At 64.3% G+C, this 25627-nt stretch carries 28 protein-coding genes; 2 read left to right on the plus strand and 26 right to left on the minus strand.

What is annotated here, in order from left to right; genetic code table 11:
• Positions 1-2 precede the first annotated feature (2 nt).
• The gene (locus tag EQZ23_RS02405; RefSeq protein ID WP_128452868.1) at positions 3-785 is read left to right on the plus strand and encodes an SDR family oxidoreductase; all 783 of its coding nucleotides are present in this window, start codon (positions 3-5) and stop codon (positions 783-785) included.
• A gap of 150 nt (positions 786-935) precedes the next feature.
• Here EQZ23_RS02405 and EQZ23_RS02410 read toward each other — a convergent pair whose 3' ends face one another.
• The 26 genes from EQZ23_RS02410 to EQZ23_RS02535 form a co-directional block, all read right to left on the minus strand.
• Positions 936-1217 (minus strand): DUF1467 family protein, encoded by a 282-nt coding sequence (locus tag EQZ23_RS02410; RefSeq protein WP_128453551.1) that lies wholly within the window; start codon positions 1215-1217, stop codon positions 936-938.
• A gap of 5 nt (positions 1218-1222) precedes the next feature.
• A complete protein-coding gene (locus EQZ23_RS02415; RefSeq protein ID WP_128452869.1) occupies positions 1223-2860 on the minus strand; it encodes a ribonuclease J in 1638 nt (545 codons plus the stop codon).
• A 63-nt stretch (positions 2861-2923) separates the two neighbouring features.
• Positions 2924-3700 carry a type III pantothenate kinase gene (locus EQZ23_RS02420; protein ID WP_128452870.1) on the minus strand — a complete coding sequence of 259 codons (777 nt, stop codon included), beginning with the start codon at positions 3698-3700 and terminating at the stop codon, positions 2924-2926.
• Positions 3701-3772: 72 nt separating this feature from the next.
• Positions 3773-4540 carry a biotin--[acetyl-CoA-carboxylase] ligase gene (locus EQZ23_RS02425; protein WP_206364148.1) on the minus strand — a complete coding sequence of 256 codons (768 nt, stop codon included), beginning with the start codon at positions 4538-4540 and terminating at the stop codon, positions 3773-3775.
• On the minus strand, positions 4507-5952 hold the full coding sequence (nuoN, locus tag EQZ23_RS02430; protein ID WP_128452871.1) for an NADH-quinone oxidoreductase subunit NuoN: 1446 nt from the start codon (positions 5950-5952) through the stop codon (positions 4507-4509). The genes EQZ23_RS02425 and nuoN overlap by 34 nt, the downstream gene beginning before the upstream one ends.
• Complete coding sequence (locus EQZ23_RS02435; RefSeq protein WP_128452872.1) at positions 5952-7484, minus strand: NADH-quinone oxidoreductase subunit M; 1533 nt, start codon at positions 7482-7484, stop codon at positions 5952-5954. The genes nuoN and EQZ23_RS02435 overlap by 1 nt, the downstream gene beginning before the upstream one ends.
• Complete coding sequence (nuoL, locus tag EQZ23_RS02440; RefSeq protein ID WP_128452873.1) at positions 7484-9583, minus strand: NADH-quinone oxidoreductase subunit L; 2100 nt, start codon at positions 9581-9583, stop codon at positions 7484-7486. The genes EQZ23_RS02435 and nuoL overlap by 1 nt, the downstream gene beginning before the upstream one ends.
• A gap of 5 nt (positions 9584-9588) precedes the next feature.
• Positions 9589-9891, minus strand: coding sequence for an NADH-quinone oxidoreductase subunit NuoK (gene nuoK, locus EQZ23_RS02445; RefSeq protein ID WP_175518104.1), 303 nt, complete (start codon positions 9889-9891; stop codon positions 9589-9591).
• Between the two features lie 2 nt (positions 9892-9893).
• The gene (locus tag EQZ23_RS02450; protein WP_128452874.1) at positions 9894-10505 is read right to left on the minus strand and encodes an NADH-quinone oxidoreductase subunit J; all 612 of its coding nucleotides are present in this window, start codon (positions 10503-10505) and stop codon (positions 9894-9896) included.
• A 119-nt stretch (positions 10506-10624) separates the two neighbouring features.
• Positions 10625-11110, minus strand: a complete 486-nt coding sequence (gene nuoI, locus EQZ23_RS02455) for an NADH-quinone oxidoreductase subunit NuoI (RefSeq protein ID WP_031393837.1) — start codon at positions 11108-11110, stop codon at positions 10625-10627.
• Positions 11107-12153, minus strand: a complete 1047-nt coding sequence (nuoH, locus tag EQZ23_RS02460) for an NADH-quinone oxidoreductase subunit NuoH (protein WP_128452875.1) — start codon at positions 12151-12153, stop codon at positions 11107-11109. Before nuoH ends, nuoI begins: the two co-directional genes overlap by 4 nt.
• Entirely contained in the window at positions 12150-14144 is a 1995-nt protein-coding gene (nuoG, locus tag EQZ23_RS02465) for an NADH-quinone oxidoreductase subunit NuoG (RefSeq protein ID WP_128452876.1), read from the minus strand. The genes nuoH and nuoG overlap by 4 nt, the downstream gene beginning before the upstream one ends.
• Positions 14144-15445, minus strand: coding sequence for an NADH-quinone oxidoreductase subunit NuoF (gene nuoF, locus EQZ23_RS02470; RefSeq protein ID WP_056022289.1), 1302 nt, complete (start codon positions 15443-15445; stop codon positions 14144-14146). The genes nuoG and nuoF overlap by 1 nt, the downstream gene beginning before the upstream one ends.
• On the minus strand, positions 15445-16113 hold the full coding sequence (locus EQZ23_RS02475) for an NAD(P)H-dependent oxidoreductase subunit E (protein WP_128452877.1): 669 nt from the start codon (positions 16111-16113) through the stop codon (positions 15445-15447). Before EQZ23_RS02475 ends, nuoF begins: the two co-directional genes overlap by 1 nt.
• The gene (locus tag EQZ23_RS02480; RefSeq protein ID WP_128452878.1) at positions 16113-17348 is read right to left on the minus strand and encodes an NADH-quinone oxidoreductase subunit D; all 1236 of its coding nucleotides are present in this window, start codon (positions 17346-17348) and stop codon (positions 16113-16115) included. The genes EQZ23_RS02475 and EQZ23_RS02480 overlap by 1 nt, the downstream gene beginning before the upstream one ends.
• Positions 17345-18193: an NADH-quinone oxidoreductase subunit C gene (locus tag EQZ23_RS02485; RefSeq protein ID WP_128452879.1), complete on the minus strand. Its 849-nt coding sequence runs from the start codon at positions 18191-18193 to the stop codon at positions 17345-17347. Before EQZ23_RS02485 ends, EQZ23_RS02480 begins: the two co-directional genes overlap by 4 nt.
• Positions 18190-18738: an NADH-quinone oxidoreductase subunit B gene (locus EQZ23_RS02490; protein ID WP_056058310.1), complete on the minus strand. Its 549-nt coding sequence runs from the start codon at positions 18736-18738 to the stop codon at positions 18190-18192. The genes EQZ23_RS02485 and EQZ23_RS02490 overlap by 4 nt, the downstream gene beginning before the upstream one ends.
• Entirely contained in the window at positions 18729-19103 is a 375-nt protein-coding gene (locus EQZ23_RS02495; RefSeq protein ID WP_056048518.1) for an NADH-quinone oxidoreductase subunit A, read from the minus strand. Before EQZ23_RS02495 ends, EQZ23_RS02490 begins: the two co-directional genes overlap by 10 nt.
• Before the next feature lie 357 nt (positions 19104-19460).
• Positions 19461-20273 (minus strand): inositol monophosphatase family protein, encoded by an 813-nt coding sequence (locus tag EQZ23_RS02500; RefSeq protein WP_128452880.1) that lies wholly within the window; start codon positions 20271-20273, stop codon positions 19461-19463.
• Between the two features lie 128 nt (positions 20274-20401).
• On the minus strand, positions 20402-20965 hold the full coding sequence (gene efp, locus EQZ23_RS02505) for an elongation factor P (protein WP_128452881.1): 564 nt from the start codon (positions 20963-20965) through the stop codon (positions 20402-20404).
• An 85-nt stretch (positions 20966-21050) separates the two neighbouring features.
• Positions 21051-21647 (minus strand): M23 family metallopeptidase, encoded by a 597-nt coding sequence (locus EQZ23_RS02510; RefSeq protein ID WP_128452882.1) that lies wholly within the window; start codon positions 21645-21647, stop codon positions 21051-21053.
• A gap of 4 nt (positions 21648-21651) precedes the next feature.
• On the minus strand, positions 21652-22662 hold the full coding sequence (locus EQZ23_RS02515; RefSeq protein ID WP_128452883.1) for a L,D-transpeptidase: 1011 nt from the start codon (positions 22660-22662) through the stop codon (positions 21652-21654).
• Between the two features lie 76 nt (positions 22663-22738).
• Entirely contained in the window at positions 22739-23428 is a 690-nt protein-coding gene (thiE, locus tag EQZ23_RS02520; RefSeq protein WP_128452884.1) for a thiamine phosphate synthase, read from the minus strand.
• A 74-nt stretch (positions 23429-23502) separates the two neighbouring features.
• Positions 23503-24423, minus strand: a complete 921-nt coding sequence (locus tag EQZ23_RS02525; protein ID WP_128452885.1) for a class I fructose-bisphosphate aldolase — start codon at positions 24421-24423, stop codon at positions 23503-23505.
• 14 nt (positions 24424-24437) lie between these two features.
• Positions 24438-24767 (minus strand): type II toxin-antitoxin system PemK/MazF family toxin, encoded by a 330-nt coding sequence (locus EQZ23_RS02530; protein WP_240663146.1) that lies wholly within the window; start codon positions 24765-24767, stop codon positions 24438-24440.
• Positions 24764-24994, minus strand: a complete 231-nt coding sequence (locus EQZ23_RS02535) for a ribbon-helix-helix protein, CopG family (RefSeq protein WP_128452886.1) — start codon at positions 24992-24994, stop codon at positions 24764-24766. Before EQZ23_RS02535 ends, EQZ23_RS02530 begins: the two co-directional genes overlap by 4 nt.
• Before the next feature lie 153 nt (positions 24995-25147).
• On the opposite strand from EQZ23_RS02535, the gene EQZ23_RS02540 reads away from it, so the two are divergent.
• Positions 25148-25621 carry a TlpA disulfide reductase family protein gene (locus EQZ23_RS02540; protein ID WP_240663334.1) on the plus strand — a complete coding sequence of 158 codons (474 nt, stop codon included), beginning with the start codon at positions 25148-25150 and terminating at the stop codon, positions 25619-25621.
• Positions 25622-25627 lie beyond the last annotated feature (6 nt).

Below are 25627 nucleotides of genomic sequence, written 5' to 3' on the forward strand. Positions count from 1 at the left end.
TGGTGACGCAAAGATTGAACACCAAGATCTGCGTCGTCACCGGCGCAGCGCGAGGCATAGGCCGCGCGATCGCCGAGCGCTTCCATAACGAAGGCGCTGTCGTCATCGTCACGGATATCGACGAAACCGCAGGCGCGGCAACGGCCTCCGCGATCGGATGCCGGTTCGAAAAGCTCGACGTCCGCGAGGAAGCCGATTGGCAGCGGCTGGCGAAGCGCGTTCCGGTCGCGGACGTGGTCGTCAATAATGCCGGGGTGACCGGCTTCGAGCACGGCATGGTCGCGCACGATCCCGAACATGCAAGCTTGGCGGACTGGCGCGCGGTTCATGCGGTCAACCTCGACGGCACGTTCCTCGGCAGTCGCTATGCGATCGGCGCGATGAAGGCCGCGGGGACCGGGTCGATCATCAACATCTCGTCGCGGTCCGGGCTGGTCGGCATTCCCCTCGCCGCGGCCTATGCGTCATCGAAGGCGGCGATCCGTAACCACAGCAAGACGGTGGCGCTGTACTGCGCGCAACAAGGGTGGAAGATCCGCTGCAACTCGGTGCATCCCGCGGCGATCCTGACGCCGATCTGGGAACCGATGCTCGGGACTGGGCCTGACCGCGAGGAGCGGATGCAGGCGTTGGTGGCCGACACGCCGCTCAAACGCTTCGGCATGCCGGACGAGGTCGCCGCGATCGCGGTGATGCTCGCGTCGGACGAGGCGACGTATATCACCGGGACCGAGATCAATATCGATGGTGGGCTCCTGGCCGGCTCGGCTGCATCGCCGGGGTGATACTCCCCTGATCCTCCCCCGCAAGGGGGAGGTGGCACCGAAGGTGACGGAGGGGGCGGACACGAAGCAGAGGTTTGCGCCTACCGCCCCCTCCGTCTGGCAAGTGCCAGCCACCTCCCCCTGGCGGGGGAGGATTAATCGGATCGCCGCTCAGCGCGTGACCATGTTCCCGCGGTCGAACAGGTCGACGCTCTGCGGCGTGATCCAGCCGTAGCTGTAGTTCAGCTGGAACAGCACGAACAGTACGGTTGCCACCACGGTCACCCGCCACGCCGTGCGCCCCGAGTGAAACTCGTCAGGGGCGCTTTCAGCCTGGCCGGGGACGAGATCGCCCCCGGCCTCGCGTGTCGTGCGGACGCCAAACGGCAGGACCAGGAACACCGAGAACGCCCAGAACAGGACGTAGATCGCGAGTGCCGAGGTCCAGCGCATGTCCATCAGCCTTCGATCAGCAGCACGTCGACGATCGGCTGCTTGCCGGTCCAGCGCTTGGCGACCTTGCGCACCGCGAGACGGATCTGCTCGCGCATCTTGTCGCTATCGCGCTTGCCGCCACGCACCGTATCGGCCGCCGCCTGGACCGCATCGGCGATGAACGCCGCGCGATCTTCCTCGACCGGCACGCCCTGCACGCGAACCTGCGGCTGGCCGACCATCCGGCCGTCCCTGCCCAGTGCAACGCCGACCGAGATCTGGCCGTTGATTGCCAGCTTGCGGCGCTCGTTGAGCGTCGCGCCCTCCGCCGGCAGGATCACGTCGCCGTCGAGCACGAGCCGCCCGACCGTCGCGTTGCCGATCTTGACCGGGCCCTTGGGTGCCAGACGAACGATGTCGCCATTGCTCTGCACCAGCGCGCGTGGGATCCCCTGTTCGAGACCGAAGCGGGCATGCTCCATCATGTGGCGCATCTCGCCGTGCGTTGGGATCAGCACGTCGGGCCGCAGCCAGTCATACATCTGCGCGAGCTCGGGCTGGCCGGGATGTCCCGAGACATGCACATGCGCCTGACGCTCGGTGATCATGCGGATGCCGCGCGCTGCCAGCGTGTTCTGGATGCGCCCGATCTGGACCTCGTTGCCCGGGATCTGCTTCGAGGAGAAGATCACCGTGTCGTCAGCCTCGAGCGAGATCGTGTGGCTGCCATTGGCGACGCGCGCCAACGCCGCGCGCTCCTCGCCCTGCCCGCCGGTGGCGATGATCAGCACCTTGTTCTTCGGCAGGCGCATCGCTTCGTCGGGGCTGATCGTGTCGGGGAAATCCTTCAGATAGCCCGTCGCACGCGCTACCTTGATGATCCGGTCGAGCGAACGGCCGGTCACACACAACTTGCGCCCGGTTTCCTTGGCGACTTCGCCGAACGTGTGCAGCCGCGCCGCGTTCGACGCGAAGCTGGTGATCATCACGCGGCCCTTGGCCTTGCTGACCTCCTCGAACAGGCCCTTGCGGACCGTGCTCTCGCTACCCGACGCGGTCGAGTTGAAGATGTTGGTCGAATCGCAGACCAGGACATCGACGCCCTTGTCGCCGATCGCCATGAAGCCCTCGGGCTTGGTCGGGTTGCCGATCACCGGGTTGGCATCGAGCTTCCAGTCGCCGGTGTGGAACACACGGCCGTACGGCGTGTCGATCAGCAGCGCGTTCGCTTCCGGAATCGAATGCGACATCTCGACGAAGGTGAAGCCGAACGGCCCGAGCTGGAAGTTGCCGCCCATCGGGATCATCTTGAGCTTCACGCGATTGGCGATTCCCTCTTCCTCGAGCTTGCCGCGGATCAGCCCCATCGTGAACGGCGTCGCGTAGATCGGCACGCCGAGGTCTTCGGCGAGATACGGCAGCGAGCCGATATGATCCTCATGGCCGTGCGTGATCACGATGCCGAGCAGATCGTCGATCCGGTCCTCGATAAAGGACAGGTCGGGCAGGATCACGTCGACGCCGGGATATTGCGGATCGGCGAAGGTGATGCCGAGATCGACCATCACCCACTTGCCCTGGCAGCCGTACAGATTGACGTTCATGCCGATTTCGCCGGAGCCACCCAGGCCACAGAAAAGCAGTTCGTTCTTCGGAGTCATTGATTACTTTCAGTATTGCATAAGAATGTGGCCCGCAGGCCGGTCGGCGCGAGCCAAATGGCCCTAGATATGGTGACGATCCCACATCATCGCCAGCCCCTGGATCGTCAGGTCGGCTTCGATGACGTCGAACACGTCGGTCTGTTTCTCGAATAACGTGGCGAGGCCGCCGGTGGCGACGACCTTTACCGGGCGGCCGATCTCGGCCTTCATGCGCGCGACCAGCCCCTCGATCATCGCGACATAGCCCCAATAGATGCCGATATGCATCTGCGAGACGGTGTTGAGCCCGATCACGCTGATATCGGTCGGTGCCTCGATTGCGATCCGCGGCAGCTTGGCGGCGGCGGTGACGAGCGCGTCGAGCGACAGGTTGATCCCCGGCGCGATGATACCGCCCTTGTACGCGCCACTATAGTCGACGACGTCGAAGGTGGTCGCGGTGCCGAAATCGATCACGATCAGGTCGCCGGGATGCAGCGCGTGCGCGGCGATCGTATTGACCGCGCGGTCGGCACCGAGCGAGGCCGGCTCGTCGACATCGATCGCGATGCCCCATTCGATCGGCGCCTGCCCAGCGATCAACGCTTGCGTGTTGAAATATTTCGACGCGAGAACCTGAAGGTTGTGAAGCGCCCGCGGGACGACGGTCGCGACGATTACGCCCTTTACCGCCGAGCGATCGTGCCCGCCGAGCTGCATCAGCTGGCTGAGCCACACCGCATATTCGTCCGCCGTCCGTCGGGGGTCCGTCGCGATCCGCCAGCGCGCGACGATCTCGCCGCCGTCGACCAGCGCGAACACGACATTGGTATTGCCGGCATCGATGGCGAGCAGCATGCGGGGACCTTCAACCTTTCCGTTCACGGCGTGCATAGTCGAGACGGGACGAAATGGCGAATAGTGGCTCGGTCACAGTAAAAACACGTCCGCGGCGTGGATGACGCGGCGCTCGCCCGACGCTACGCGCAGGATCAGCGCGCCGTCCGCGTCCAGCCCGACGAACAGGCCGTCGATGCCGTTGCCGTCGGGAAGCCGCGCGGTGAGTGCCGTGCCGGCGGGGTGCGCGCAGTCGATCCAGCGATCGCGAACCGGCGCGATGCCCTCGGCCCGCCAACGGCCGAGCCAGCGCGTGAAACTGTCGGCGAGGATGTCGAGGAACATCGCCGGGTCGACCACCACGCCGTGCGTCGCCAAGTCGGTCGTCGCACGGTCGGGAAGGTCTGGATGATGCGCGATGTTGACGCCGTACCCGATGACCACCGCATCGCCGGTCCGCTCGAGCAGGATGCCCGAGAGCTTGGCGTCGCCGAGCAGCAAGTCGTTCGGCCATTTCAGCACGAGCGTCGCACCAGCATCGGTCGTACCCTGGCAGATCCCCGCGACGAGGAACGTCGACACGGTTTCCTGCAACGCCACCGCCGCGACCAGCGCGAGGCTCGCCGGCTGCGGATCGCTCGGCCGGAGCCTGACGAGCGTGCTGGCGTAGAGGTTACCCTCTGGCGACGACCAATCCCGGCCTAGCCGCCCCCGCCCCGCCGTCTGCCGGATCGCACGCAGCCAAAGGCCATCTTCGGCACCGCTACGGGCTAGCTCCAGCAGGTCGGCGTTGGTCGATCCTGTTTCCGCGACGGTACGGATAATGCTCAGAACAGCGCCCGTGCAGCCGTCATCGTCCATGCCCCGATCACCGGGATCAGGAGATACCCTGCCGGCGACACGAAGATCGCGGCAACGGCGATGAGCCCGCCTTCGACCTTGCTCTCCATCGGCGCGAACGCAGGCGCCGGATCATCGAAGTACATCGTCTTGACGACACGCAGATAGTAATAGGCGCCGATCACCGAGGCGGCGATGCCGACCACCGCCAGCGGGAACAGCCCGGCATCGACTGCCGCACTGAACACTGCGAACTTCGCGTAGAAGCCGAACAGCGGCGGAATGCCGGCAAGGCTGAACATGAAGATCGCGAGCGCGGCGGCCAGCGCAGGCCGCGTCCGCGACATACCGGCGAGGCTGTCGATCGTCTCGACCGGCTGACCGTCGTCACCGCGCATCTGCAACACGACCAGGAACGAACCCAGCGTCATCGCGACGTAGATCGTCATGTACATCAGCACGCCCGACACGCCTTCCGGCGTCCCTGCGGCAAGGCCGATCAGCGCGAAGCCGACATTGTTGATAGACGAATAGGCGAGCAGCCGCTTGACGTTGCTCTGACCGATCGCTGCGACCGCACCGAGGATGATCGAGGCGAGTGCCGCGAAGATCACGATCTGACGCCACTGGTCGGTCGCCGGGCCCATCGCATCGACCGCGACACGCACGGCCATCGCCATCGCCGCGACCTTGGGGGCCGACGCGAAGAATGCGGTGACCGGGGTCGGTGCGCCCTCGTACACGTCGGGCGTCCACATGTGGAACGGCACTGCGCTGATCTTGAACGCGAGCCCTGCGAACACGAACACGAGACCGAACAACAAGCCCAGCGACTTGGTGCCCGCATAGGCGTCGGCGATCCCTGAGAACAACGTCGTACCGCTGAACCCGTAGACCAGCGAGATGCCGTACAGCAGGATGCCGCTGGCAAGCGCGCCGAGCACGAAATACTTCAGGCCCGCTTCGGCCGACCGCCCGTCACGCCGCATGAAGCTGGCGAGAACATAGGCGGCAAGGCTCTGGAGCTCGAGACCGACATACAGCGTCAGCATGTCGCTGGCCGAAACCATCATGCCCATGCCGCATGCCGACAACAGGATCAGAACCGGATATTCCGGCTTCAGATCGTCCCCATGCGAGCGCGCGAAGAAGCTAGGGGCCATCACGATCGCGACTGCCGAGGCAATGTAGATCAGCACCTTGGCGAACGCACCGAACGCATCGGCACGGTACAGCCCGTCGAACGCATAGCCGCCCGACGATGCCGGACCGACCAGCGCGATCCCTGCGCCTACCAAGACGAACACGGATGCGATCGACACGGCGCGCGTGGACTTGTCCCCGCCCCATGCCGAGACGAGCATCAGGGCGATCGCACCCAACGCCAGCACCAGCTCAGGCAGCGTCATTGCGATGTTAGCGGCGTAATCCATCAGTGTGCCTCCCCGTGCGCGGCGTCATGCACGGTGGCGGGCTTCCCCGCAGTTGGGTTCGAATCGCTGGCGGGCTTGGCGCGGTCGACGCGGGCGAGCAGCACCGTCACGTCCTTGCGCATCGGGGCCAGGAAGCTCTCCGGATACACGCCCATCCACAGCACGACGGCGGCGATCGGAGCGAGCAACCAGAATTCGCGTGCCGACAGATCGACCATGCCGCGAACCTCGTCCGACTTGATCTCACCGAACACCACACGACGATACAGGTACAGCATGTACGCAGCGCCGAGGATGATGCTGGTCGTGCAGAGCAACGCCGTCCAGGTCGAGACCTGATAGGTGCCCATCAGCGACAGGAACTCAGCGACGAAGCCGCTGGTGCCCGGCAGCCCGATCGACGCCATCGTGAAGAACAGGAACAGGATCGCATAACGCGGCATATTGATCGCGAGGCCACCATAACGCGAGATCTCGCGGGTATGGAGCTGATCGTAGATCACGCCGACGCACAGGAACAACGCACCCGATACCAAGCCGTGGCTCAGCATCATGATCATCGCGCCTTCGATGCCCTGCCGGTTGAACGCGAACAGACCGATCGTGACGATCGCCATATGCGCGACCGACGAATAGGCGATCAGCTTCTTCATGTCCGACTGCACGAGCGCGACGAGGCTCGTGTAGATCACCGCGATCGCCGACAGGCCGAAGATCAGCCAGGTCAGTTGGCCGGACGCTTCGGGGAACATCGGCAGCAGGAAGCGCAGGAAGCCGTATCCGCCGAGCTTCAGCAGCACGCCCGCAAGGATGACAGACCCTGCGGTCGGCGCCTGCACGTGCGCGTCGGGCAGCCAGGTGTGGACCGGCCACATCGGCATCTTGACCGCGAACGATGCGAAGAACGCCAGCCACAGCCATGTCTGCACATGCGCCGGGAAGTCGTAGTTCAGCAGCGCCGGGATGCTGGTCGTGCCCGCGGTCTTCGCCATGTACAGCATCGCGATGAACATCAGGACCGAGCCGAGCAGCGTGTACAGGAAGAACTTGTACGACGCGTAGATCCGGTTCGCCCCGCCCCAGATGCCGATGATGAGGTACATCGGGATCAGGCCGGCTTCGAAGAACACGTAGAACAGGAACAGATCCTGCGCCGCGAACGTGCCGATCATCAGCACTTCGGTGAACAGGAACGCCGCCATGTATTCCGGCACGCGCGTCGTGATCGAGCGCCAGCTGGCGCCGATGCAGATCGGCATCAGGAACACGCTGAGCATGATCAGCATCAGCGCGAAGCCGTCGATGCCAAGCGACCAGCCGAACGGGCCGAAGATGCCCGGGGCATGCTCGACGAACTGCCACTGCGCGCCGCCGATATCGTAATTCATCCACAGCATGATGCCGAGCACGAAGTCGATCAGCGTCGCCGCCAGCGCGAGCATCCGCGCCGTGTTCGCCGAAACGAACAAGCACGCGACGGCCGCGATCATCGGGACCGCGATCAGGACGGAGAGGATAGGAAAGCCGGTCATCAATAGAGTCCGATCGCCCAGGTGACGGCTGCGGTCAGGCCGATCAGCATGACAAAGGCATAGGTGTAGAGATATCCCGTCTGGAAGCGGCCAGCGACGCGCGCGCCGATCTGGACCAGCCATGCCGACCCGTCGGGGCCGAACCGGTTGATCGTCTTCTCGTCGCCGCGGTGCCACAGGAAGCGGCCGATCGCGAAGGCGGGGCGGACGAAGATCAGGTCGTACAGCTCGTCGAAATACCACTTATGCAGCAGGAAGTCGTAGAGCACGCCGAACTGTTCGACGACCTTGGCCGGGAAGGACGGGTTCTTGATATAGGCGTACCAGGCGGTCAGCAGCCCGAGCAGCATCGCGATCGTCGCCGACAGCTTGATGAGCAGCGGCACGCCGTGCATCTCGTGCATCAGATGTTCACGGAACGCGAGCGCGCCCTTCCAGAACTCTTCGCCCGAAGCGGGCTCGATGAAGTATCCGTGGAACACGAAACCAGCCAGCACCGCACCGATCGAAAGGACGATCAGCGGGATCAGCATCGGCAGCGGGCTTTCATGCGGGTGATACCCGCCATCGCCTTCCGCCGGAGCATGTGCCGCGTCGTGATGATCGTGCGGCGCATGCCCTGCGTCCTCGGCCTTGGCCGGGTTCGCATGATGATCGTCCGCATGATGCGCATCGCCGTGATGGCCGTGCGCGTCGTGGAGCGCATGCTGGATATGCTCCGATGCGGCCCAGCGCGGCTTGCCCCAGAAGGTGAGGAACATCACGCGCCACGAATAGAAGCTGGTCAGCAACGCGACGAGCACGCCGACGAACCACACGCCCGGCTGACCCGCGGCCCAGCTCGCCTCGATGATCGGATCCTTCGAATGGAAGCCTGCGAAACCGAACGCGGTGTTGCCGAAGATGCCGGGGATGCCGACGCCGGTGATCGCGAGCGTACCCGCCATCATGCCCCAGAACGTCACCGGGATCTTCTTACGCAGCCCGCCATAATAACGCATGTCCTGCTCGTGGTGCATCGCATGGATCACCGAACCGGCACCCAGGAACAGCAGCGCCTTGAAGAAGGCGTGCGTGAACAGGTGGAACATCGCCGCGCCATAGGCGCCGACGCCGGCGGCGAAGAACATGTAGCCGAGCTGCGAACAGGTCGAATACGCGATCACGCGCTTGATGTCGGTCTGGACGAGCCCGCACGTGGCCGCGAACAGGCAGGTCGCGGCACCGACCGAGGTGACCACGGTCAGCGCGACCGGGCTCATCTCGAACATCGGCGACAGGCGGCACACCATGAAGACGCCCGCGGTGACCATCGTCGCCGCGTGGATCAGCGCCGACACCGGGGTCGGGCCTTCCATCGCGTCCGGCAACCACGTGTGCAGCCCGAGCTGCGCCGACTTGCCCATCGCGCCGACGAACAGCAGCAGGCAGAGCACCGTCATCGTGTCGAAGCGGTAGCCGAGGAACCCTAGCGTCGCGCCGGCCATGCCGGGCGCAGCGGCCAGGATCTCGGGGATCGAGACCGTGCCGAACACCAGGAACGTGCCGAAGATGCCGAGCATGAAGCCCAGATCGCCGACGCGGTTGACGACGAACGCCTTGATCGCCGCCGCGCTGGCCGAAGGCTTGCGGAACCAGAAGCCGATCAGGAGGTAGGACGCGAGCCCCACGCCTTCCCAGCCGAAGAACATCTGGACGAGGTTGTTCGCGGTCACGAGCATCAGCATCGCGAAGGTGAAAAGCGACAGATACGCAAAGAAGCGCGGCTGGTCGGGATCCTCGTCCATATAGCCCCAGCTATACAGATGGACGAGCGCCGAGACCGACGTGACGACGACGAGCATCACCGCGGTCAGCGCATCGACGCGCAGCGACCACGCGACGTTCATGTCGCCGGAATGGATGAAGTCGAGCAGCGGCGCGACGGTCGCGGTACTCGTGCCCGCCATGAAGCCGAGGAAGATCGGCCACGACAACGCACACGAACCGAACAACGCGGCCGTGGTGACGATTTTCGCCAGCACGTTGCCGATCGCGCGATTGCCGAACCCGGCAACGATCGCGGCCAGTAATGGCAGGAAGACGATAAGCTGGATCAACCGTATTACCCCTTCATCCGGTTGACGTCGTCGACCGCGATGGTGCCGCGACCGCGGAAATAGATGACGAGAATGGCAAGCCCGATCGCGGCTTCACCCGCGGCGACCGTCAGCACGAACATTGCGAACACCTGTCCGACCAGATCGTGGAGGAACGCCGAGAACGCGACGAGATTGATGTTCACCGCCAGCAGGATCAGCTCGATCGCCATCAGGATGACGATGAGGTTCTTGCGGTTCAGGAAGATGCCGAGCACCCCCATCGTGAACAGGATCGCCGCGACGACCAGATAATGGACGAGACCGATCGTCACAGTTCGACTCCCTGCCCGACGACCGGGCTTGTGTTGCGCGTGGCATCCTGCGGACGCCGCGCGTTCTGGCGGCTGATGTTCTGCGCCTTGACGCCGCCACGCTGGCGGTGGGTCAGCACGATCGCCCCGATCATCGCGACGAGCAGGACGAGCCCTGCCCCCTCGAATACGAACAGATAGCGCGTGTAGAGCAGGTTACCGATCGCCTGGATGTTAGGCACGGTATCGTCGATCGGGGCTGCCCGACGTGCGAGCTGGATCGGCCCGGTGCTCCAGGCACCGATCGCGATCATCACCTCGGCGGCGAGCGCCACGGCGAGCGCGAGACCGATCCCGAAATATCGCGCGACGCCAGCGCGCATCTCGGTGAAGTCGATGTCGAGCATCATGACCACGAACAGGAACAGCACCGCGACCGCGCCGACATAGACGATGACGAGCAGCATCGCGATGAACTCGGCACCGACCAGGATCATCAGGCCGGCCGCGTTGAAGAACGCGAGGATCAGCCACATCACCGAATGGACCGGGTTGCGCGACGCGATCGTCAGCGCACCGCTGAGCACCACGACGAACGCGAAGAGGTAGAAGGCTAAGGCCTGGATCACAGCATCACCGTCACCCCAGCGAAAGCTGGGGTCTTTGCGTTGGTGGGCGCGCCCGCGTGGCACGAGATCCCAGCCTGGGCTGGGACGACGGAGGTAATCTGTATCATCGTCCGGCGCGCTTAACGGTACGGCGCATCGGCGGCAAGGTTCGCCGCGATCGCGCTTTCCCAACGATCGCCATTATCGAGCAGCTTCGACTTGTCGTAGATCAGCTCTTCACGCGTCTCGGTCGAAAATTCATAGTTCGGACCCTCGACGATCGCATCGACCGGGCACGCCTCGGCACACAGGCCGCAATAGATGCACTTGGTCATGTCGATGTCGTAGCGCGTCGTGCGGCGCGAACCGTCGTCGCGCGGCTCGGCCTCGATCGTGATCGCCTGAGCCGGACACACCGCCTCGCACAGCTTGCACGCGATGCACCGCTCTTCACCATTGGGATAGCGACGCAGCGCATGCTCGCCGCGGAACCGCGGGCTGACCGGGTTGCGCTCGTACGGATAGTTGATCGTCGCCTTTTCCTTGAAGAAATAGCGAAGCGTCAACGCGTGCGCCTTCACGAACTCCCACAGGGTGAACGACTTGATGATCTGAGCAACGCTCATGAACCCACTCCAACACGCATCAGCATCAACACGCCCGACACGAGGAAAACCCAGAACAGCGAGACGGGCAGGAAAATCTTCCAGCCGAGCCGCATCAGCTGATCATAGCGATAGCGCGGCACGGTCGCCTTCACCCAGCTGAACAGGAAGAAGAAGAACAGGATCTTGGCGAACAGCCAGATGATCCCCGGCACGTAATACAGCGGCGCCCAGTCGACCGGAGGCAGCCAGCCACCCCAGAACAACGTCGCGTTGAGCGCGCACATCAGCAGCACGTTGGCATATTCGCCGAGCCAGAACAGCGCGAACGACATCGACGAATATTCAGTCTGGTACCCGGCGACGAGCTCACTCTCCGCCTCGGTCAGATCGAACGGCGCACGCTGCGTCTCGGCCAGCGAGGAGATGAAGAACATCACCGCCATCGGGAACATCAGCGGGTTCAGGATATACCCGTTGAAGAACCAGACGTGCGACTTCTGCGCCATCACGATCGCCGACAGGTTGAAGCTGCCGGTCCACAGCACGACCGAAATCAGGATGAAGCCGATCGCGACTTCATACGACACCATCTGCGCGGCCGCACGCAGCGCTGAGTAGAACGGATATTTCGAGTTCGACGCCCAGCCCGACAGGATGATCCCGTACACGCCGAGCGACGAGGCCGCGAGCACGTAAAGCAGGCCGACATTGATGTCCGCGAGCACGACGCCGACGCCGAACGGCACCACCGCCCAGACGATCAGCGCGACCGTGAAGGTGATGATCGGTGCCAGCAGGAACAGTGCCCGGTTGGCGGCGGCCGGAACAATCGTCTCCTGCAGGAACACCTTCAGACCGTCGGCAAAGCTCTGCAGCAGGCCGAACGGCCCGACGACGTTGGGGCCGCGACGCAGCGCCATCGCCGCCCAAATCTTACGATCGGCATAGATGATCATCGCGACTGCCAGCATCAGCGGCAGCGCGATCACGAGGATGTCGATGATCGTCGCGAGGAAGAACGCCCAGTCGTAACCGAGCGAGGATTCGAACCAGGAGATCATTCGGCTGCCTCCGCAAAATCTTCTCCGTGGAGAAGTTCAGCCGAGCAGCGCTGCATCGTCGGCGACGCACGGCAGATCGCGTTGGTCAGGTAGAAGTCCTTGATCGGATAGCCGGCCAGAACCCCCTCACCCGCACCGTCGAGCGATGGCGGGTTCCATTCGAACGTCGCGAGCGCCTGGTGACGCAACGCGGGAACAGCAGCGAACATCTCTTCGCGCAGCCCCTCGAAGCTGTCGAACGGCAGCGTGTGGCCGAGCGTGTCGGACAGCGCGCGGAAGATCGACCAGTCGTCGCGCGCATCACCGGGGGCGAACACCGCGCGCTCGCCGCGCTGGACGCGACCCTCGAGGTTGACCCAAGTTCCCGACTTCTCGGCATAGGTCACGCCCGGCAGGATGACGTCGGCCGCAGCCGCGCCCTTGTCGCCATGATGACCCACGAACACCTTGAAGCCCGCAAACTGGCTGAAATCGACCTCGTCGGCGCCGAGGAAGAAGCCGAGCTTGGCCCCCATCACGTCGGCGATGCCGCCCGTCTGCGCATAACCGAGCATCAGTCCGCCCATCCGCGACGCCGCCATATGAACGACGTTGAAGCCGTTCCAGCCGTCCTTCACGAGACCAAGCGTGTCGACAAGCTTCAGCGCAGCCGCGTGGCCGCCCTTCAGCGCGCCGCCACCGACGATCACCATCGGGCGTTCTGCTTTCGCGAAAGCCTCGGTCACCGCGTCCGGCAGATTGCCGAGCAGTGCCAGATCGTCGCCGAGCCACTCGACCTTGTACGTCAGGTCCGTCTCCGGCCCGATCGCGAAGACCTTCGCGCCCTTCTTGATCGCTTTCCGCACCCGCGTGTTCACCAGCGGCGCTTCCCAGCGCAGGTTGGTGCCCACCAGCAGGATCGCGTCCGCGCGCTCGGTGCCCGCGATCGTCGTGTTGAAATTGACCGCAGCGATGCTCGACGCGTCATAGGCCATGCCGGTCTGGCGGCCTTCGAGCATCGTCGAACCCATCTTCGCGACCAGCGCCTTGGCGGCGTACATCGTCTCGCAATCGACCAGGTCGCCTGCGACCGCGGCCACGCTCGACCCGGCATCAACCGCCTTGATCGCCGCGAAGGCCTCGTCCCAGGTCGCCGGAACCAGCTTGCCGTTCACGCGGACATAGGGCTTGTCGAGACGACGACGCACGAGACCGTCGATCGCGTGGCGCGTCTTGTCGGTCGCCCACTCCTCGTTCACGTCCTCGTTGATCCGCGGCACGCAGCGCAGCACCTGGCGACCGCGGCTGTCGAGCCGGACGTTTGTGCCAACCGCGTCCATGACGTCGATCGTCAGCGTCTTGCGCAGTTCCCACGGACGCGCCTCGAACGCGTAGGGCTTCGAGGTCAGCGCGCCGACCGGGCACAGATCGACGACATTGCCCGATAGCTCGCTCTTGACCGCATTCTCGAGATACGAGGTGATCTGCATGTCCTCGCCGCGGAAGATCGCACCGATCTCCTCGACGCCAGACACCTCCTCGGCAAAGCGGATGCAGCGCGTGCACTGGATGCAGCGGGTCATGACCGTCTTCACGATCGGACCCATATACTTCTCGGTGACCGCGCGCTTATTCTCGTCATAGCGCGAATGGCCGCGGCCATAGGCGACCGACTGGTCCTGCAGATCGCACTCGCCGCCCTGATCGCAGATCGGACAATCGAGCGGATGGTTGATCAGCAGGAATTCCATGATGCCCTCGCGGGCATTCTTCACCATCGGCGAATTTGTGAAGATTTCCTGCTTGTCCGCCGCCGGCAACGCGCACGACGCCTGCGGCTTGGGCGGACCCGGCTTCACCTCGACCAGGCACATCCGGCAATTGCCGGCGATGCTCAGGCGCTCGTGATAACAGAAGCGCGGGATCTCCTTGCCGGCAAGCTCACACGCCTGCAGCACGGTGGCACCCTGCGGCACCTCAATCTCTACGCCATCGACTTTGACTGTAGGCATTACTCTGCGGCTTCCATCATCGGCGCGGTGTCGCCACCACGCTCACGGATACGGCGTTCCATCTCGGGGCGGAAATGCTTGATCAGGCCCTGGATCGGCCAGGCTGCGGCATCGCCAAGCGCGCAGATCGAATGACCCTCGACCTGCTTGGTGACCTGCTGGAGCATATCGATCTCGGACAGCTCGGCGTCGCCGGTGCGCATCCGCTCCATCACGCGCCACATCCAGCCGGTGCCCTCGCGGCACGGCGTGCACTGGCCGCAGCTCTCATGCTTGTAGAAGTACGAGATGCGGCTGATCGCGCGGACGATGTCGGTCGACTTGTCCATGACGATGATCGCCGCGGTGCCGAGGCCCGAGCCGACCGCCTTGAGGCCGTCGAAATCCATCGCGCAGTCCATGATCTGCGCGGCGGGGACCAGCGGCACCGAGGAGCCGCCCGGGATCACTGCGAGCAGATTGTCCCAACCGCCACGGATACCGCCGCAATGCGTCTCGATCAGGTCGCGGAACGAGATGCTCATCTCTTCCTCGACGACGCAGGGCTTGTTCACATGACCGCTGATCTGGAACAGCTTCGTGCCGCGGTTGTTCTCCGCGCCGAAGCTGGAGAACCAGGCCGCACCGCGCCGCAGGATCGTCGGCGCAACCGCGATCGATTCGACGTTGTTGACCGTCGTCGGGCAGCCATAGAGCCCCGCACCCGCCGGGAACGGGGGTTTCAGGCGCGGCTGGCCTTTCTTGCCCTCGAGGCTTTCGAGCATCGCGGTCTCTTCGCCGCAGATATAAGCGCCCGCGCCGCGGTGGACGAACACGTCGAAGTCATAGCCCGACCCGCACGCATTCTTGCCGATGAAGCCGCGATCATACGCCTCGGCGACCGCCGCGAACAGCGTCTCGGCCTCGCGGATATACTCCCCGCGGATGTAGATGTACGCGGCGCGCGCACGCATCGCGAACCCGGCGATCAGCGCACCCTCGATCAGCTTGTGCGGATCGTGGCGGATGATCTCGCGGTCCTTGCAGCTGCCAGGCTCCGATTCATCGGCGTTGATGACGAGGAAGTTCGGCCGGTCGGGCTTCGGCTCCTTGGGCATGAACGACCATTTCGTGCCGGTCGGGAACCCTGCCCCGCCGCGACCGCGCAAGCCGCTCGCCTTCATCACGTCGATGATCGCGTCCTGGCCGAGCGCCATCAGGTCCTTGGTATTGTCCCAATCGCCGCGCATGATCGCTGCGTCGACGTTCCACGGCTGGAAGCCGTAGACGTTGGTAAAGATGCGGTCCTTGTCGGCGAGCATCAGGCCCACTCCCCCCGGTAATCGTGGTTCGCGTCGACCATCGCCTTGAGCGAGGTCGGGCCGCCTTCGGGGCAGCTCGCGCGGCGGCCGAACTGCGGCCCCGGCGTCGGCGTGCCGCCATTGGCGAGCGCCTCGAGGATCTCGGTCGTCTTGTCGTAATCGAGATCTTCGAAGTTATCGTCGTTGATCTGCACCATCGGCGCATTCGCACACGTGCCCAGGCACTCGACCTCGGTCAGCGTGAACATGCCGTCGGGGGTCGTGCCACCCTTGACGAGGCCGCGGTTCTTGCACGCCGCCAGCACATCGTCCGACCCGCGCAGCATGCACGGCGTCGTGCCGCAGACCTGCACGTGATAGCGACCGACCGGCGCCAGATTGAACATCGTGTAGAAGGTCACGACCTCGTACACGCGCATATACGGCACACCGATCGCCCGCGCGACGAACTCGATCACCGGCACCGGCAACCAACCCTGCGTCTGCGTTTCCGCACCGACCTGACGCTGCGCCAGATCGAGCAACGGGATCGATGCCGACTGTTCGCGACCCTTGGGGTAGCGCCCGAGGATCTCGTTCGCCTTCACCTGGTTCTCGTCCGTCCAGGCGAACGAACCCCAGCGTGCGCGGGTCTCGGCCTCGTCGGGGATTTTCGGAGCTTCAGCCATTAGCGGTCACATTCACCAAAAACGATATCCATCGCGCCGAGGATCGCGGTCGTATCCGCCAGCATGTGACCCTTCGCCATGAAGTCGAATGCCTGCAGATGCGAGAACGCGGTCGGGCGAATCTTGCAGCGATACGGCTTGTTGCTGCCGTCGGCGACCAAGTACACGCCGAACTCGCCCTTGGGGCTTTCGGTCGCGACATAGACATCGCCGGCGGGCACATGGAAGCCCTCGGTATACAGCTTGAAGTGGTGGATCAGCGCTTCCATCGACTGCTTCATCTCGGCGCGCTTAGGCGGCACGACCTTGCGGTCGAGCGACGCGATCGGACCCTCCGGCATCTCGGCCAGGCACTGCTTCATGATCCGTGCGGACTGACGCACTTCCTCGACGCGCACCATGAACCGGTCATAGCAATCGCCGCGCGTGCCGACCGGCACCTCGAAGTCCATCTTGGCATAGACGTCATAGGGCTGCGACTTGCGCAGATCCCAGGCGATGCCCGAACCCCGGATCATCGGACCCGAAAAGCCCCACTTGATCGCGTCGTCACGGCTGACGACCGCGATATCGACGTTGCGCTGCTTGAAGATGCGGTTGTCCGCGACGAGCGAGATCGCATCCTCGAACAGCCGCGGCAGGCGCGTGTCGAGCCAGTCGCCGATGTCGGCGAGCAGCTTGAGCGGTGCATCCTGGTGCACGCCACCGGGACGGAAATAGTTGGAATGCATGCGCGCGCCCGAGACGCGCTCGAAGAAGTTCATGCAGTCTTCGCGGATCTCGAACAGCCACAGGTTGGGCGTCATCGCGCCGACGTCCATGACGTGGCTGCCGAGATTCAGCATGTGGTTCGAGATGCGCGTCAGCTCGGCGAAGAACACCCGCAGATACTGCGCGCGCTCAGGCACTTCGAGGTCGAGCAGCTTCTCGACCGCCAAGACCCAGCTATGCTCCATGCACAGGGGCGAGCAGTAATCGAGGCGATCGAAATACGGCAGCGCCTGCGTATAGGTCTTGTACTCGATCAGCTTCTCGGTGCCGCGGTGAAGCAAGCCGACATGCGGATCGACGCGCTCGACGATCTCGCCATCGAGCTCCATGACGAGGCGCAACACGCCGTGCGCCGCGGGATGCTGCGGACCGAAATTGATCGTGTAGTTCTGGATCGTGACGTCGCCGGTCGTCGGATCGGCAGCGTCGGCTTCACCGAGAAGCTCTTCGACATACAGACTCACTGGTTCTGTCCTCCACCCTTGGTCGGAATGACATCCGACTCCACGGGCTTGTCCTGCTTTTGATTGCCCGGATCGGGCTCGCCAGCACCGCTTTGCCCGGTGTGCTGAACATCCTTCTTGGCATAGGGCTCGCTGGGAGCGCTCGGCACCTTGGCCGGCGTCTGCGCAGCGTCCGCTTTGGCGATCGCATCGGCCGACAACGGCGTCTGCGCGCCCTTCGCCTGCGGCAACGCGCCCTTCTCGTCACCCGGAAGCACGTATTCCGCGCCCTCCCACGGGCTCATGAAATCGAACGTCCGGAAATCCTGCGCCAACTGAACCGGCTCGTACACGACGCGCTTCGCTTCTTCCGAATAGCGCAGTTCGACATAGCCGGTGAGCGGAAAGTCCTTACGCTGCGGATGGCCGCGGAAACCGTAATCGGTCAGGATGCGACGCAAGTCAGGGTTGCCGCTGAACAGCACGCCGTACATGTCGTACACTTCACGCTCGAGCCAGCCGGCGACCGGCCAGATGCTCGTCACCGACGGTACCGGCTTTTCCTCGTCGGTCGCGACGTGCACCCGCAACCGGTGGTTCCGCGTCAGCGACAACATGCAATAGACGACCTCGAACCGCTCCGGCCGATCGGGATAGTCGACGCCGGCGATCTCCATGAGCTGCTGATAGGCAAGCCCCGGCGTATCGCGCAGCGCGATCATCGCGTCGTAAAGGTCTTCGCGACGAACGTGCAGCGCGACCTCACCGACATGGTCGACCGCGTCGAGCAACATGCCGCCGAGCGCCGCGCGGGCACTGTCGATCACGCCGTCGTTCGACGTGTACGCTGGTGCGGGAGCCCTCAACGCTCGATGCTCCCGGACCGCCGGATCTTCCGCTGCAACTGCATGATGCCGTAGAGCAGCGCCTCGGCCGTCGGTGGGCACCCGGGGACGTAGATGTCCACCGGCACGATCCGGTCGCAACCGCGAACGACGCTGTAGCTATAATGATAATAGCCGCCGCCGTTCGCGCACGACCCCATCGAGATCACGTATTTCGGCTCGGACATCTGGTCGTAGACCTTGCGCAGCGCCGGGGCCATCTTGTTGCACAGCGTGCCGGCAACGATCATCACGTCCGACTGGCGCGGGCTCGCCCGCGGCGCGGCGCCGAAGCGCTCGAGATCGTAGCGCGGCATGTTGACGTGGATCATCTCGACCGCACAGCATGCGAGCCCGAACGTCATCCACCACAGCGAGCCGGTACGGGCCCACTGGAACAGCTCCTCGGTCGACGTGACCAGGAAACCCTTGTCGGTGAGCTCACCGTTCAAACCGTCGAAAAAGCCCTGGTCGGGTGGCACCAGCGAACTGGGCGAACCGGGTGCGGGCTGAAGCTCTACTCCCAATCGAGTGCTCCCTTCTTCCATGCGTAGACGAGGCCAAGGGCCAATTCGCCGATAAAAATCATCATCGAGATCCACGCGGTCCAGCCGAGCGTGAAGACCGAGACGGCCCAGGGATACAGGAACGCGGCCTCGAGATCGAAGATGATGAAGAGGATGGCGATCAGGTAGAAGCGAACGTCGAACTGGCTGCGCGGATCTTCGAATGCGGGGAAGCCGCACTCGTATTCGCTGAGCTTTTCCGGCGTAGGCTTATGCGAACCCGTGAGGCGCGAGACAGCCATCGGCAGGAACACGAACGTGCTCGACAATGCGATGGCGATCCCGAGGAACAGGAGGATCGGAAGATAGTGCGACAGGTCGACCAAATTGCTTCTCGCAAGTGCGAACGGAACGGGGCCGCTTTAGGCCGAAGGGCGAAACGGGGCAAGGCTGCGACGATGTGAGAATAACTCGCAACAGGGGAGTCGCGGGAGGATAAGCGGCCGGCGGTAACTTGTGTCACCGCAGCCTATGCCAGCGTGGACCCCCGTCTACGCGGGGATGGCACTGTGGCAATGGCATAATCATACCAAGCCTAACCACCCCGTCTTCCCATCACACCAACGCCCGTCACCCCAGCAAAAGCTGGGGTATCAAGATTGGCGAGCGGGGCGAAAGCCACGCGGATACCCCAGCTTTTGCTGGGGTGACGGAAGTGGCTGGGGTAACGAACGTGGTGAAGCTTACCGAAGCGCGCCGGCAACCAGCTTATGCAGCCGCGAATGCAGCGCATCGTTCGCCGCGAGGAACTCGTTGCGCTCCATCGCGCGGTCGCCACCGCGGAAGTCGGTGACGAAGCCGCCGGCTTCCTTCACCAGCAACATCCCCGCCGCGACGTCCCACGGCTTCAGGTTCGATTCCCAGAACCCGTCGAACCGACCGGCCGCAAGCCAAGCCAGATCGAGCGCCGCTGCACCGTTGCGACGAATACCCGCAACCTCCGGCGCGACCGCGCCGAAAATCCGGCTCCATTGCGCGAAATCGCCATGCCCCAGGAACGGGATGCCCGTCGCGATGAGCGAGTCGGCCAGATCGCGACGCGACGACACGCGCAGTCGCTGGTCGGTCAACCACGCACCACGACCACGCTCGGCCCAGAAGCTCTCGTCGGTCAGCGGCTGGTACACCAGCGCGGTGGTCACCTCGCGCTTACCGTTCGGCATCGGCTCCTCGACCGCGATCGAGATGCAGAAATGCGGGATACCGTGAAGGAAGTTGGTGGTGCCATCGAGCGGATCGACGATGAAGCGCGGCTTGTTGGGATCGCCGGCGACCTCGCCGCGCTCCTCCATCAGCATGCCCCAGTCGGGACGCGCGTGCGAAAGCTCTTCGAAGATCGTCTGCTCGGCGCGCTGGTCGGCCTGGCTGACGAAGTCGGCCGGCCCCTTGCGGCTGACCTGCAGCTGCTGGACCTCGTTGAAGTCGCGGCGCAGGCGGGGAGCCGCCTTGCGGGCCGCGCGCTCGATGACGGTCATGATGCCGGAATGGGATGCCATGGTCTTCTACTCCCCCCTCCCGCTAGCGGGAGGGGTCGGGGGTGGGCGCGCGCCATCGACGTCGCGCAACGTGGAGGGCGGGTGCCCACCCCCCAGCCCCCTCCCGCCAGCGGGAGGGGGAGCCTTAATTAGTCCGCGCGCCGGACGTAGGTCTGCTCATACACATCGACCACGATCCGCGTACCCGCGCCGATATGCGGCGGCACCATCACGCGGACGCCGTTCTCGAGCACCGCGGGCTTGTACGACGACGACGCGGTCTGGCCCTTCACGACGGCATCCGCCTCGACGATCAGCGCCTCGATCGTGTCGGGCAGCTGGACCGAGATCGGCCGCTCTTCCCAGAGCTCCATCACCACGTCCATGCCGTCCTGCAGGAACGCCGCAGCGTCGCCCAGGATGTCGGCATCGAGCGAGATCTGCTCGTAATTGACCTTGTCCATGAAGGTCAGCATGTCGCCGTCGCGGAACAGGAACTGGAAATCGACAGTTTCGAGCCGCACCTTCTCGACGCTCTCGGCGGAGCGGAAACGGATGTTGTTCTTGCGACCGTCGATCAGGTTCTTCAGCTCGACCTGCATATAGGCGCCGCCCTTGCCGGGCTGGGTGTGCTGAATCTTGACGGCGCGCCAGATGCCGCCCTCATATTCAAGGATGTTGCCGGGACGAATCTCGACCGCGTTGATCTTCATGACCGATTCCTGCTGGAAAGAGCTAGGGGCCGTCCGCGAAGCGTAACCCAGAAACCTGGCCCGCGGAAACCCGAAGCGGCGGGCTTTAGCGGGGCGACCGGCTTCCGGCAAGCAGCGGGTACGGGTTGACGTTCTCCCCCTCATACCAGCGCTGGCCGGGCTGCATCCGGGTCAGGCCGAAATGAAGATGGTAGTTGCCCGCCCCCGCATCGCCGGTATCGCCGACATAGCCGAGCACATCGCCGGTCTTTACCGGCATCCCTTCCCGCAACCCCGCCGCATATCCGGCGAGATGCGCGTAATAATAGGTCCAGCGCCGGTCCGGCGAACGGACATAGAGCGTGATGCCGCCGAGCCCGCTCTGAAACAGCTTCTCGATCCGCCCCGGCGCAGCCGCGACGACCGGCGTGCCACCGGGCGCCATGATGTCGGTGCCGTGATGCCCCCGCATCCCGCCGCCGCGCTCGTCGTTCCAGCTATCGGCGATCGCCTTTCGCGGAACGCCGGATACCGGAACGGCCAGCTCCCCCGTCGGGGCGGGAACGGCAACTGCCTCGACGGCCGCCGCTGGCTTCCGCCATGGCACGCGCCGCTCGCCGCCGCTGCCGAACGACAGCATCGACGCGAACCCGCCGACCACCACCAGGATCAGCGCGAGAATGACCCAGAACGTACGCGTCATCGCCTTACGCCTGGAAGACCGCCTTGGTCCCCGGCTTGATCATCATCGACAGCCGCGCCGCATCCCAGTTGGTCAGGCGAATACAGCCATGGCTCTCGGCACGCCCGATCGTCTCTGGGTTCGGCGTGCCGTGGATCCCGTAATGCTCCTTCGACAGGTCCATCCAGACCACGCCGACCGGACCGTTCGGGCCGGGAGGCAGCATCTCCTTCTGCTGGCCCTTCTTGGCATCCCAGAACAGCGCCGGGTTGAAGTGGAACTTCGGATTGTAATCGGACCCCTTGATCGTCCACGTGCCGAGCGGCAGCGGATCATGGCTCGACCCCATCGTCGCGGAGAACTGCGCGATCAGCTTGTCGTTCGCATCCATCACGCGGAGCACGCCATCGGACTTGTCGACGACGACATGATCGGCCTGCGGCTGCTTCGCATCGACGTTCAGCATGGTGAGCGTCGCCCGCCATTCCGGGGTAAATTTCGCGTCATAGGCGCGCGACGTGGGCAGCGCGTTCGGGAACACGACCTTGGTTCCCGGCGTCAGCATCGTGGTCGGGGAATTCAGCGCCATGATGACAGCGGGCGTGGTGTGGAACATCTCGCCCAGCTTCTCCATCACCGAACGATAGCCCAGCGTCGGGAGTTCGGCCTGCTTGGCGGGATCCTTCGGTAGCGGATTGATGTAGGGCCCCGCAAGCATCTGCGGCGTCAACGCGATCGTCACGGTCGGCCGCGCCGCGCGGTACGGATACAGCGCCTGCAACGTCCGCGCGTCGGGCTTGCCGGTGATCGGCAGGCCCTTGGCTTCCTGAAACCCCTTCAGCGCCGCGACCAGCGACTGCCCGCCGCGCCCATCGAGCACGCCCGGCCCGAAGCCGAGATGGTCGAGGATCACCTGGACGTGGAGGATATCGCGATCGATCGGGACGGTCTTGATCGGCGGCGTCTGCGCCAGTGCTGGTGACACCAAACCGAACAGGCTCGCCGCAAGAACCGAAGCCTTCACAAATTTCGCCATGCCCATCATCCCAAACCGTTACGCTTCTGCATCAAACGGTCGGGGAGACGGTTGTTTCCAACGGTTCGGCGCGTTCTCAGCGCTTGGCGAGAACCTCGCCGAACGCCTTGACCGCAGCGACCTCGTCGCCGCCCCAGACGGCGTGCGATACGGCGATGAAATCAGCGCCCGCCGCGACCAGTGGCGCAGCGTTCTCCGGCGTGATGCCGCCGATCGCGACGCAGGGAATCTCGAACAGCGTCGACCACCACGACAGCGTTACCGGCTCGGCGCTATGCGTCGCGACCTTCGTCGTAGTGGGATAGAAGGCGCCGAACGCGACATAATCGGCCCCGGCCTCGCCCGCTTCCATCGCCAGATGACGGCTGCCATGACAGCTCACGCCGATCTGCGCATTGGGGCCGAGCTGCGCCCGAGCCTCGCGCGGATCGCCATCGTCCTGCCCGAGATGGACGCCGTCCGCGTCGAGACGCTTGGCCAGCCCGATATCGTCGTTGACGATGAACGCCACGTCGTGGTCCGCGCAGATTTTCCGCAGCGGCTCGCCAAGCGCAGCGGCAGCATGCTGATCGATGTCCTTAACCCGGAACTGGAACGCCGCGACCGGCCCGGCGCCGAGCGCCCGGTCAAGACGCTCGGGAAAGTCGCCCCCGACGTCCAGCGGCGACACCAGGTACAATTGGCAAGCCGGCCGGCGCATGTCGCGGCGGAAATTCTCGGCAAAGTTCGGGTCGAGCGGGCCCAGCGGATCTTCGAATTCGGTCATGTCCGCCCCCTAGCCGCTCGTACCGCGCCCGTCACCCCGCCGCGTAGCAGGGTGACGAGCACGCAGAACGGCGCTTATTCCTCGTTCTTGTAGATCCGGATGATTCGATCGAGCATCGCCAGTGCCTCGTCGCGCGGACGCTGGAAGGTGTTGCGGCCGATGATCGAGCCGTTGCCGCCGCCGTCGCGAATGTCGCGCGCATCCTGGAACACCGCGTCCTCGCCCTTCGACGCGCCGCCGGAGAAGACGTTGATGCGGCGTCCGGCAAAGCTCGACTGAACGACGTGCTTCACGCGGTCCGACTGCTTCGACCAATCGGTGTTCGCGTAGAGCGGCTTGGCTTCCTTCTGCTCGATATGCGCGGTCGGCAACTTGGTCTTGATGATGTGCGCGCCGAGCAGCGCCGCCATGTGCGCGGCATAGGCACCCACGTCCAAAGCGAGTTCGCCGTCCTTGGTCAGCTCGCCGCCACGCGGATACGACCAGATCACCGTCGCGATGCCGACCGATTTCGCCTCTTCGCTCAGCTCACGGATTTCCTCGACGAGATCGAAGAACTGGTCCGCACCCGGATAGATCGTAAAGCCGATCGCGGCCGAACCGAGCCGCACCGCGTCCGACACGGTCGCTGTCACCGCCTGGTCGATCGTGGTCGCCCAGCTGTTCGAGCTGTTGCACTTCAGGATCGTCGGGATCTGCCCCGCGAACGTATCCGCCCCCGCCTCGAGCATCCCGAGCGGCGCCGCATAGGCACTCAGCCCAGCGTCGATCGCGAGCTGGTAATGATAATGCGGGTCGTACGCCGCCGGGTTGACCGAGAAGCTGCGCGCCGGGCCATGCTCGAAGCCCTGGTCGACCGGCAGGATCACCAGCTTGCCGGTGCCGCCGAGCTTCCCCTGCATCAGGATGCGCGCGAGGTTCGCCTTTACCGCAGAACTGGTGGCTTCGTACTTGTCGAGAATCGTCTTGATCTGCGGAGTGATCGTGGAGGTCATGCTGATGTCCTGTCTTAGAGTTCGAGCCAGCGGCGCAGCGCGTCGTCGACCCTGGTCATGGTGGTGATGGGGATCGTACCGATGATTTTTACGATTTCGTTGCGGTCGAGCGTCTCGAGCTTGTCGACCTGGATCTCGCTATCGCGATCGAGGCCGGTTTCAGGGGAGGCTTCGAGCGACACGCGAAAGAGATTGGTGTCGCTCATCACGCTTGTCAGCGGACACAATGAGATTGTCGCGTGATCGGAAAACACGTCCGACTGGACGACCAGAAACGGTCGTGGCTTCTGGGCGGCGGCACGCTTGCTCACGCCGACTACGATCATGCCGCGTTCGATTTTCATGAGGACCGCGTCGCTATAAGGAAATCCCAGTCCTCATCCTTCGCCTCGCGATCCTGCTTGGCGGCTGCGAGCGACTGCCGCTTCGCTTCCGCCAGAAACGCCTCGTCGTGGCGCTCGACATAGCGCCGGACAGCCTCGCGCGCGATGTCGCTCTTGCTCCGCCCTTGCGTGCGCGCAACCGATGCCAGCCGTTCTTCGAGTTCGCTATCGAGCCTGACGCCGAGCATCGGAACCTCCGTTTAACACGTTAAACATAGGCTCGTCGGCGGCGGCGATCAACCCCTGCCCGCGGTGGCGCTGCAGAGATTGACGCAGCATCGCGCGAAGCAGAGGATATCGGAAACACGGCGGGCCGGGCAATGCGATTAATAGTAGGCGGGATGATCGCGGGTGCGCTGCTGTTGGCGACAGCCGCGACGGCCGCGATCAAGGTCAGCGATCAGGCGCCGGACTATGAACTGACGTTGATCGACGGCACGAAAATACGCAGCGCGGACCTGCGCGGACAGGTCGTCGTCCTGAATTTCTGGGCGACGTGGTGCGGACCGTGCAAGGCGGAACTGCCGTTGCTCGACAATTATTACCGGCTTCGCAAGGATCACGGACTGCGCGTTTTCGCGATCGCCACGGAGGACTCGCTCCCCGCGTTCCGGCTGAAACCCCTGTTCGCCGCGATGGCGATCCCGTCGGCGCGGCGGATCAAGGGCAAGTTCGTGGTGATGGGCGCGCTGCCGACCAACTACATCATCGATCGCGCCGGGGTCGTCCGCTATGCGAAGGCCGGCGCGTTCGACCTCGACGATCTGAACCGGATATTGGTGCCGATGCTTAGAGAACCGGCACCCACCGCTTAGCGAGTC

Source organism: Sphingomonas sp. UV9 (assembly GCF_004101245.1).
Lineage (GTDB): Bacteria > Pseudomonadota > Alphaproteobacteria > Sphingomonadales > Sphingomonadaceae > Sphingomonas.

Coding starts and splice junctions, on each gene's coding strand:
- EQZ23_RS02535 (WP_128452886.1), bottom strand. CDS start 24,994: ATGCTCGGCGTCAGGCTCGATAGCGAACTCGAAGAACGGCTGGCATCG.
- EQZ23_RS02510 (WP_128452882.1), bottom strand. CDS start 21,647: ATGACGCGTACGTTCTGGGTCATTCTCGCGCTGATCCTGGTGGTGGTC.
- EQZ23_RS02530 (WP_240663146.1), bottom strand. CDS start 24,767: ATGAAAATCGAACGCGGCATGATCGTAGTCGGCGTGAGCAAGCGTGCC.
- nuoN (WP_128452871.1), bottom strand. CDS start 5,952: ATGGATTACGCCGCTAACATCGCAATGACGCTGCCTGAGCTGGTGCTG.
- nuoF (WP_056022289.1), bottom strand. CDS start 15,445: ATGCTCGCCGACAAGGACCGCATCTTTACCAACGTCTACGGCTTCCAG.
- nuoI (WP_031393837.1), bottom strand. CDS start 11,110: ATGAGCGTTGCTCAGATCATCAAGTCGTTCACCCTGTGGGAGTTCGTG.
- thiE (WP_128452884.1), bottom strand. CDS start 23,428: ATGACCGAATTCGAAGATCCGCTGGGCCCGCTCGACCCGAACTTTGCC.
- EQZ23_RS02425 (WP_206364148.1), bottom strand. CDS start 4,540: ATGGACGATGACGGCTGCACGGGCGCTGTTCTGAGCATTATCCGTACC.
- EQZ23_RS02435 (WP_128452872.1), bottom strand. CDS start 7,484: ATGACCGGCTTTCCTATCCTCTCCGTCCTGATCGCGGTCCCGATGATC.
- EQZ23_RS02410 (WP_128453551.1), bottom strand. CDS start 1,217: ATGCGCTGGACCTCGGCACTCGCGATCTACGTCCTGTTCTGGGCGTTC.
- nuoH (WP_128452875.1), bottom strand. CDS start 12,153: ATGATCTCCTGGTTCGAATCCTCGCTCGGTTACGACTGGGCGTTCTTC.
- EQZ23_RS02415 (WP_128452869.1), bottom strand. CDS start 2,860: ATGACTCCGAAGAACGAACTGCTTTTCTGTGGCCTGGGTGGCTCCGGC.
- EQZ23_RS02525 (WP_128452885.1), bottom strand. CDS start 24,423: ATGACCTCCACGATCACTCCGCAGATCAAGACGATTCTCGACAAGTAC.
- nuoG (WP_128452876.1), bottom strand. CDS start 14,144: ATGCCTACAGTCAAAGTCGATGGCGTAGAGATTGAGGTGCCGCAGGGT.
- EQZ23_RS02420 (WP_128452870.1), bottom strand. CDS start 3,700: ATGCTGCTCGCCATCGATGCCGGCAATACCAATGTCGTGTTCGCGCTG.
- EQZ23_RS02475 (WP_128452877.1), bottom strand. CDS start 16,113: ATGGCTGAAGCTCCGAAAATCCCCGACGAGGCCGAGACCCGCGCACGC.
- efp (WP_128452881.1), bottom strand. CDS start 20,965: ATGAAGATCAACGCGGTCGAGATTCGTCCCGGCAACATCCTTGAATAT.
- EQZ23_RS02540 (WP_240663334.1), top strand. CDS start 25,148: ATGATCGCGGGTGCGCTGCTGTTGGCGACAGCCGCGACGGCCGCGATC.
- EQZ23_RS02515 (WP_128452883.1), bottom strand. CDS start 22,662: ATGGCGAAATTTGTGAAGGCTTCGGTTCTTGCGGCGAGCCTGTTCGGT.
- EQZ23_RS02500 (WP_128452880.1), bottom strand. CDS start 20,273: ATGGCATCCCATTCCGGCATCATGACCGTCATCGAGCGCGCGGCCCGC.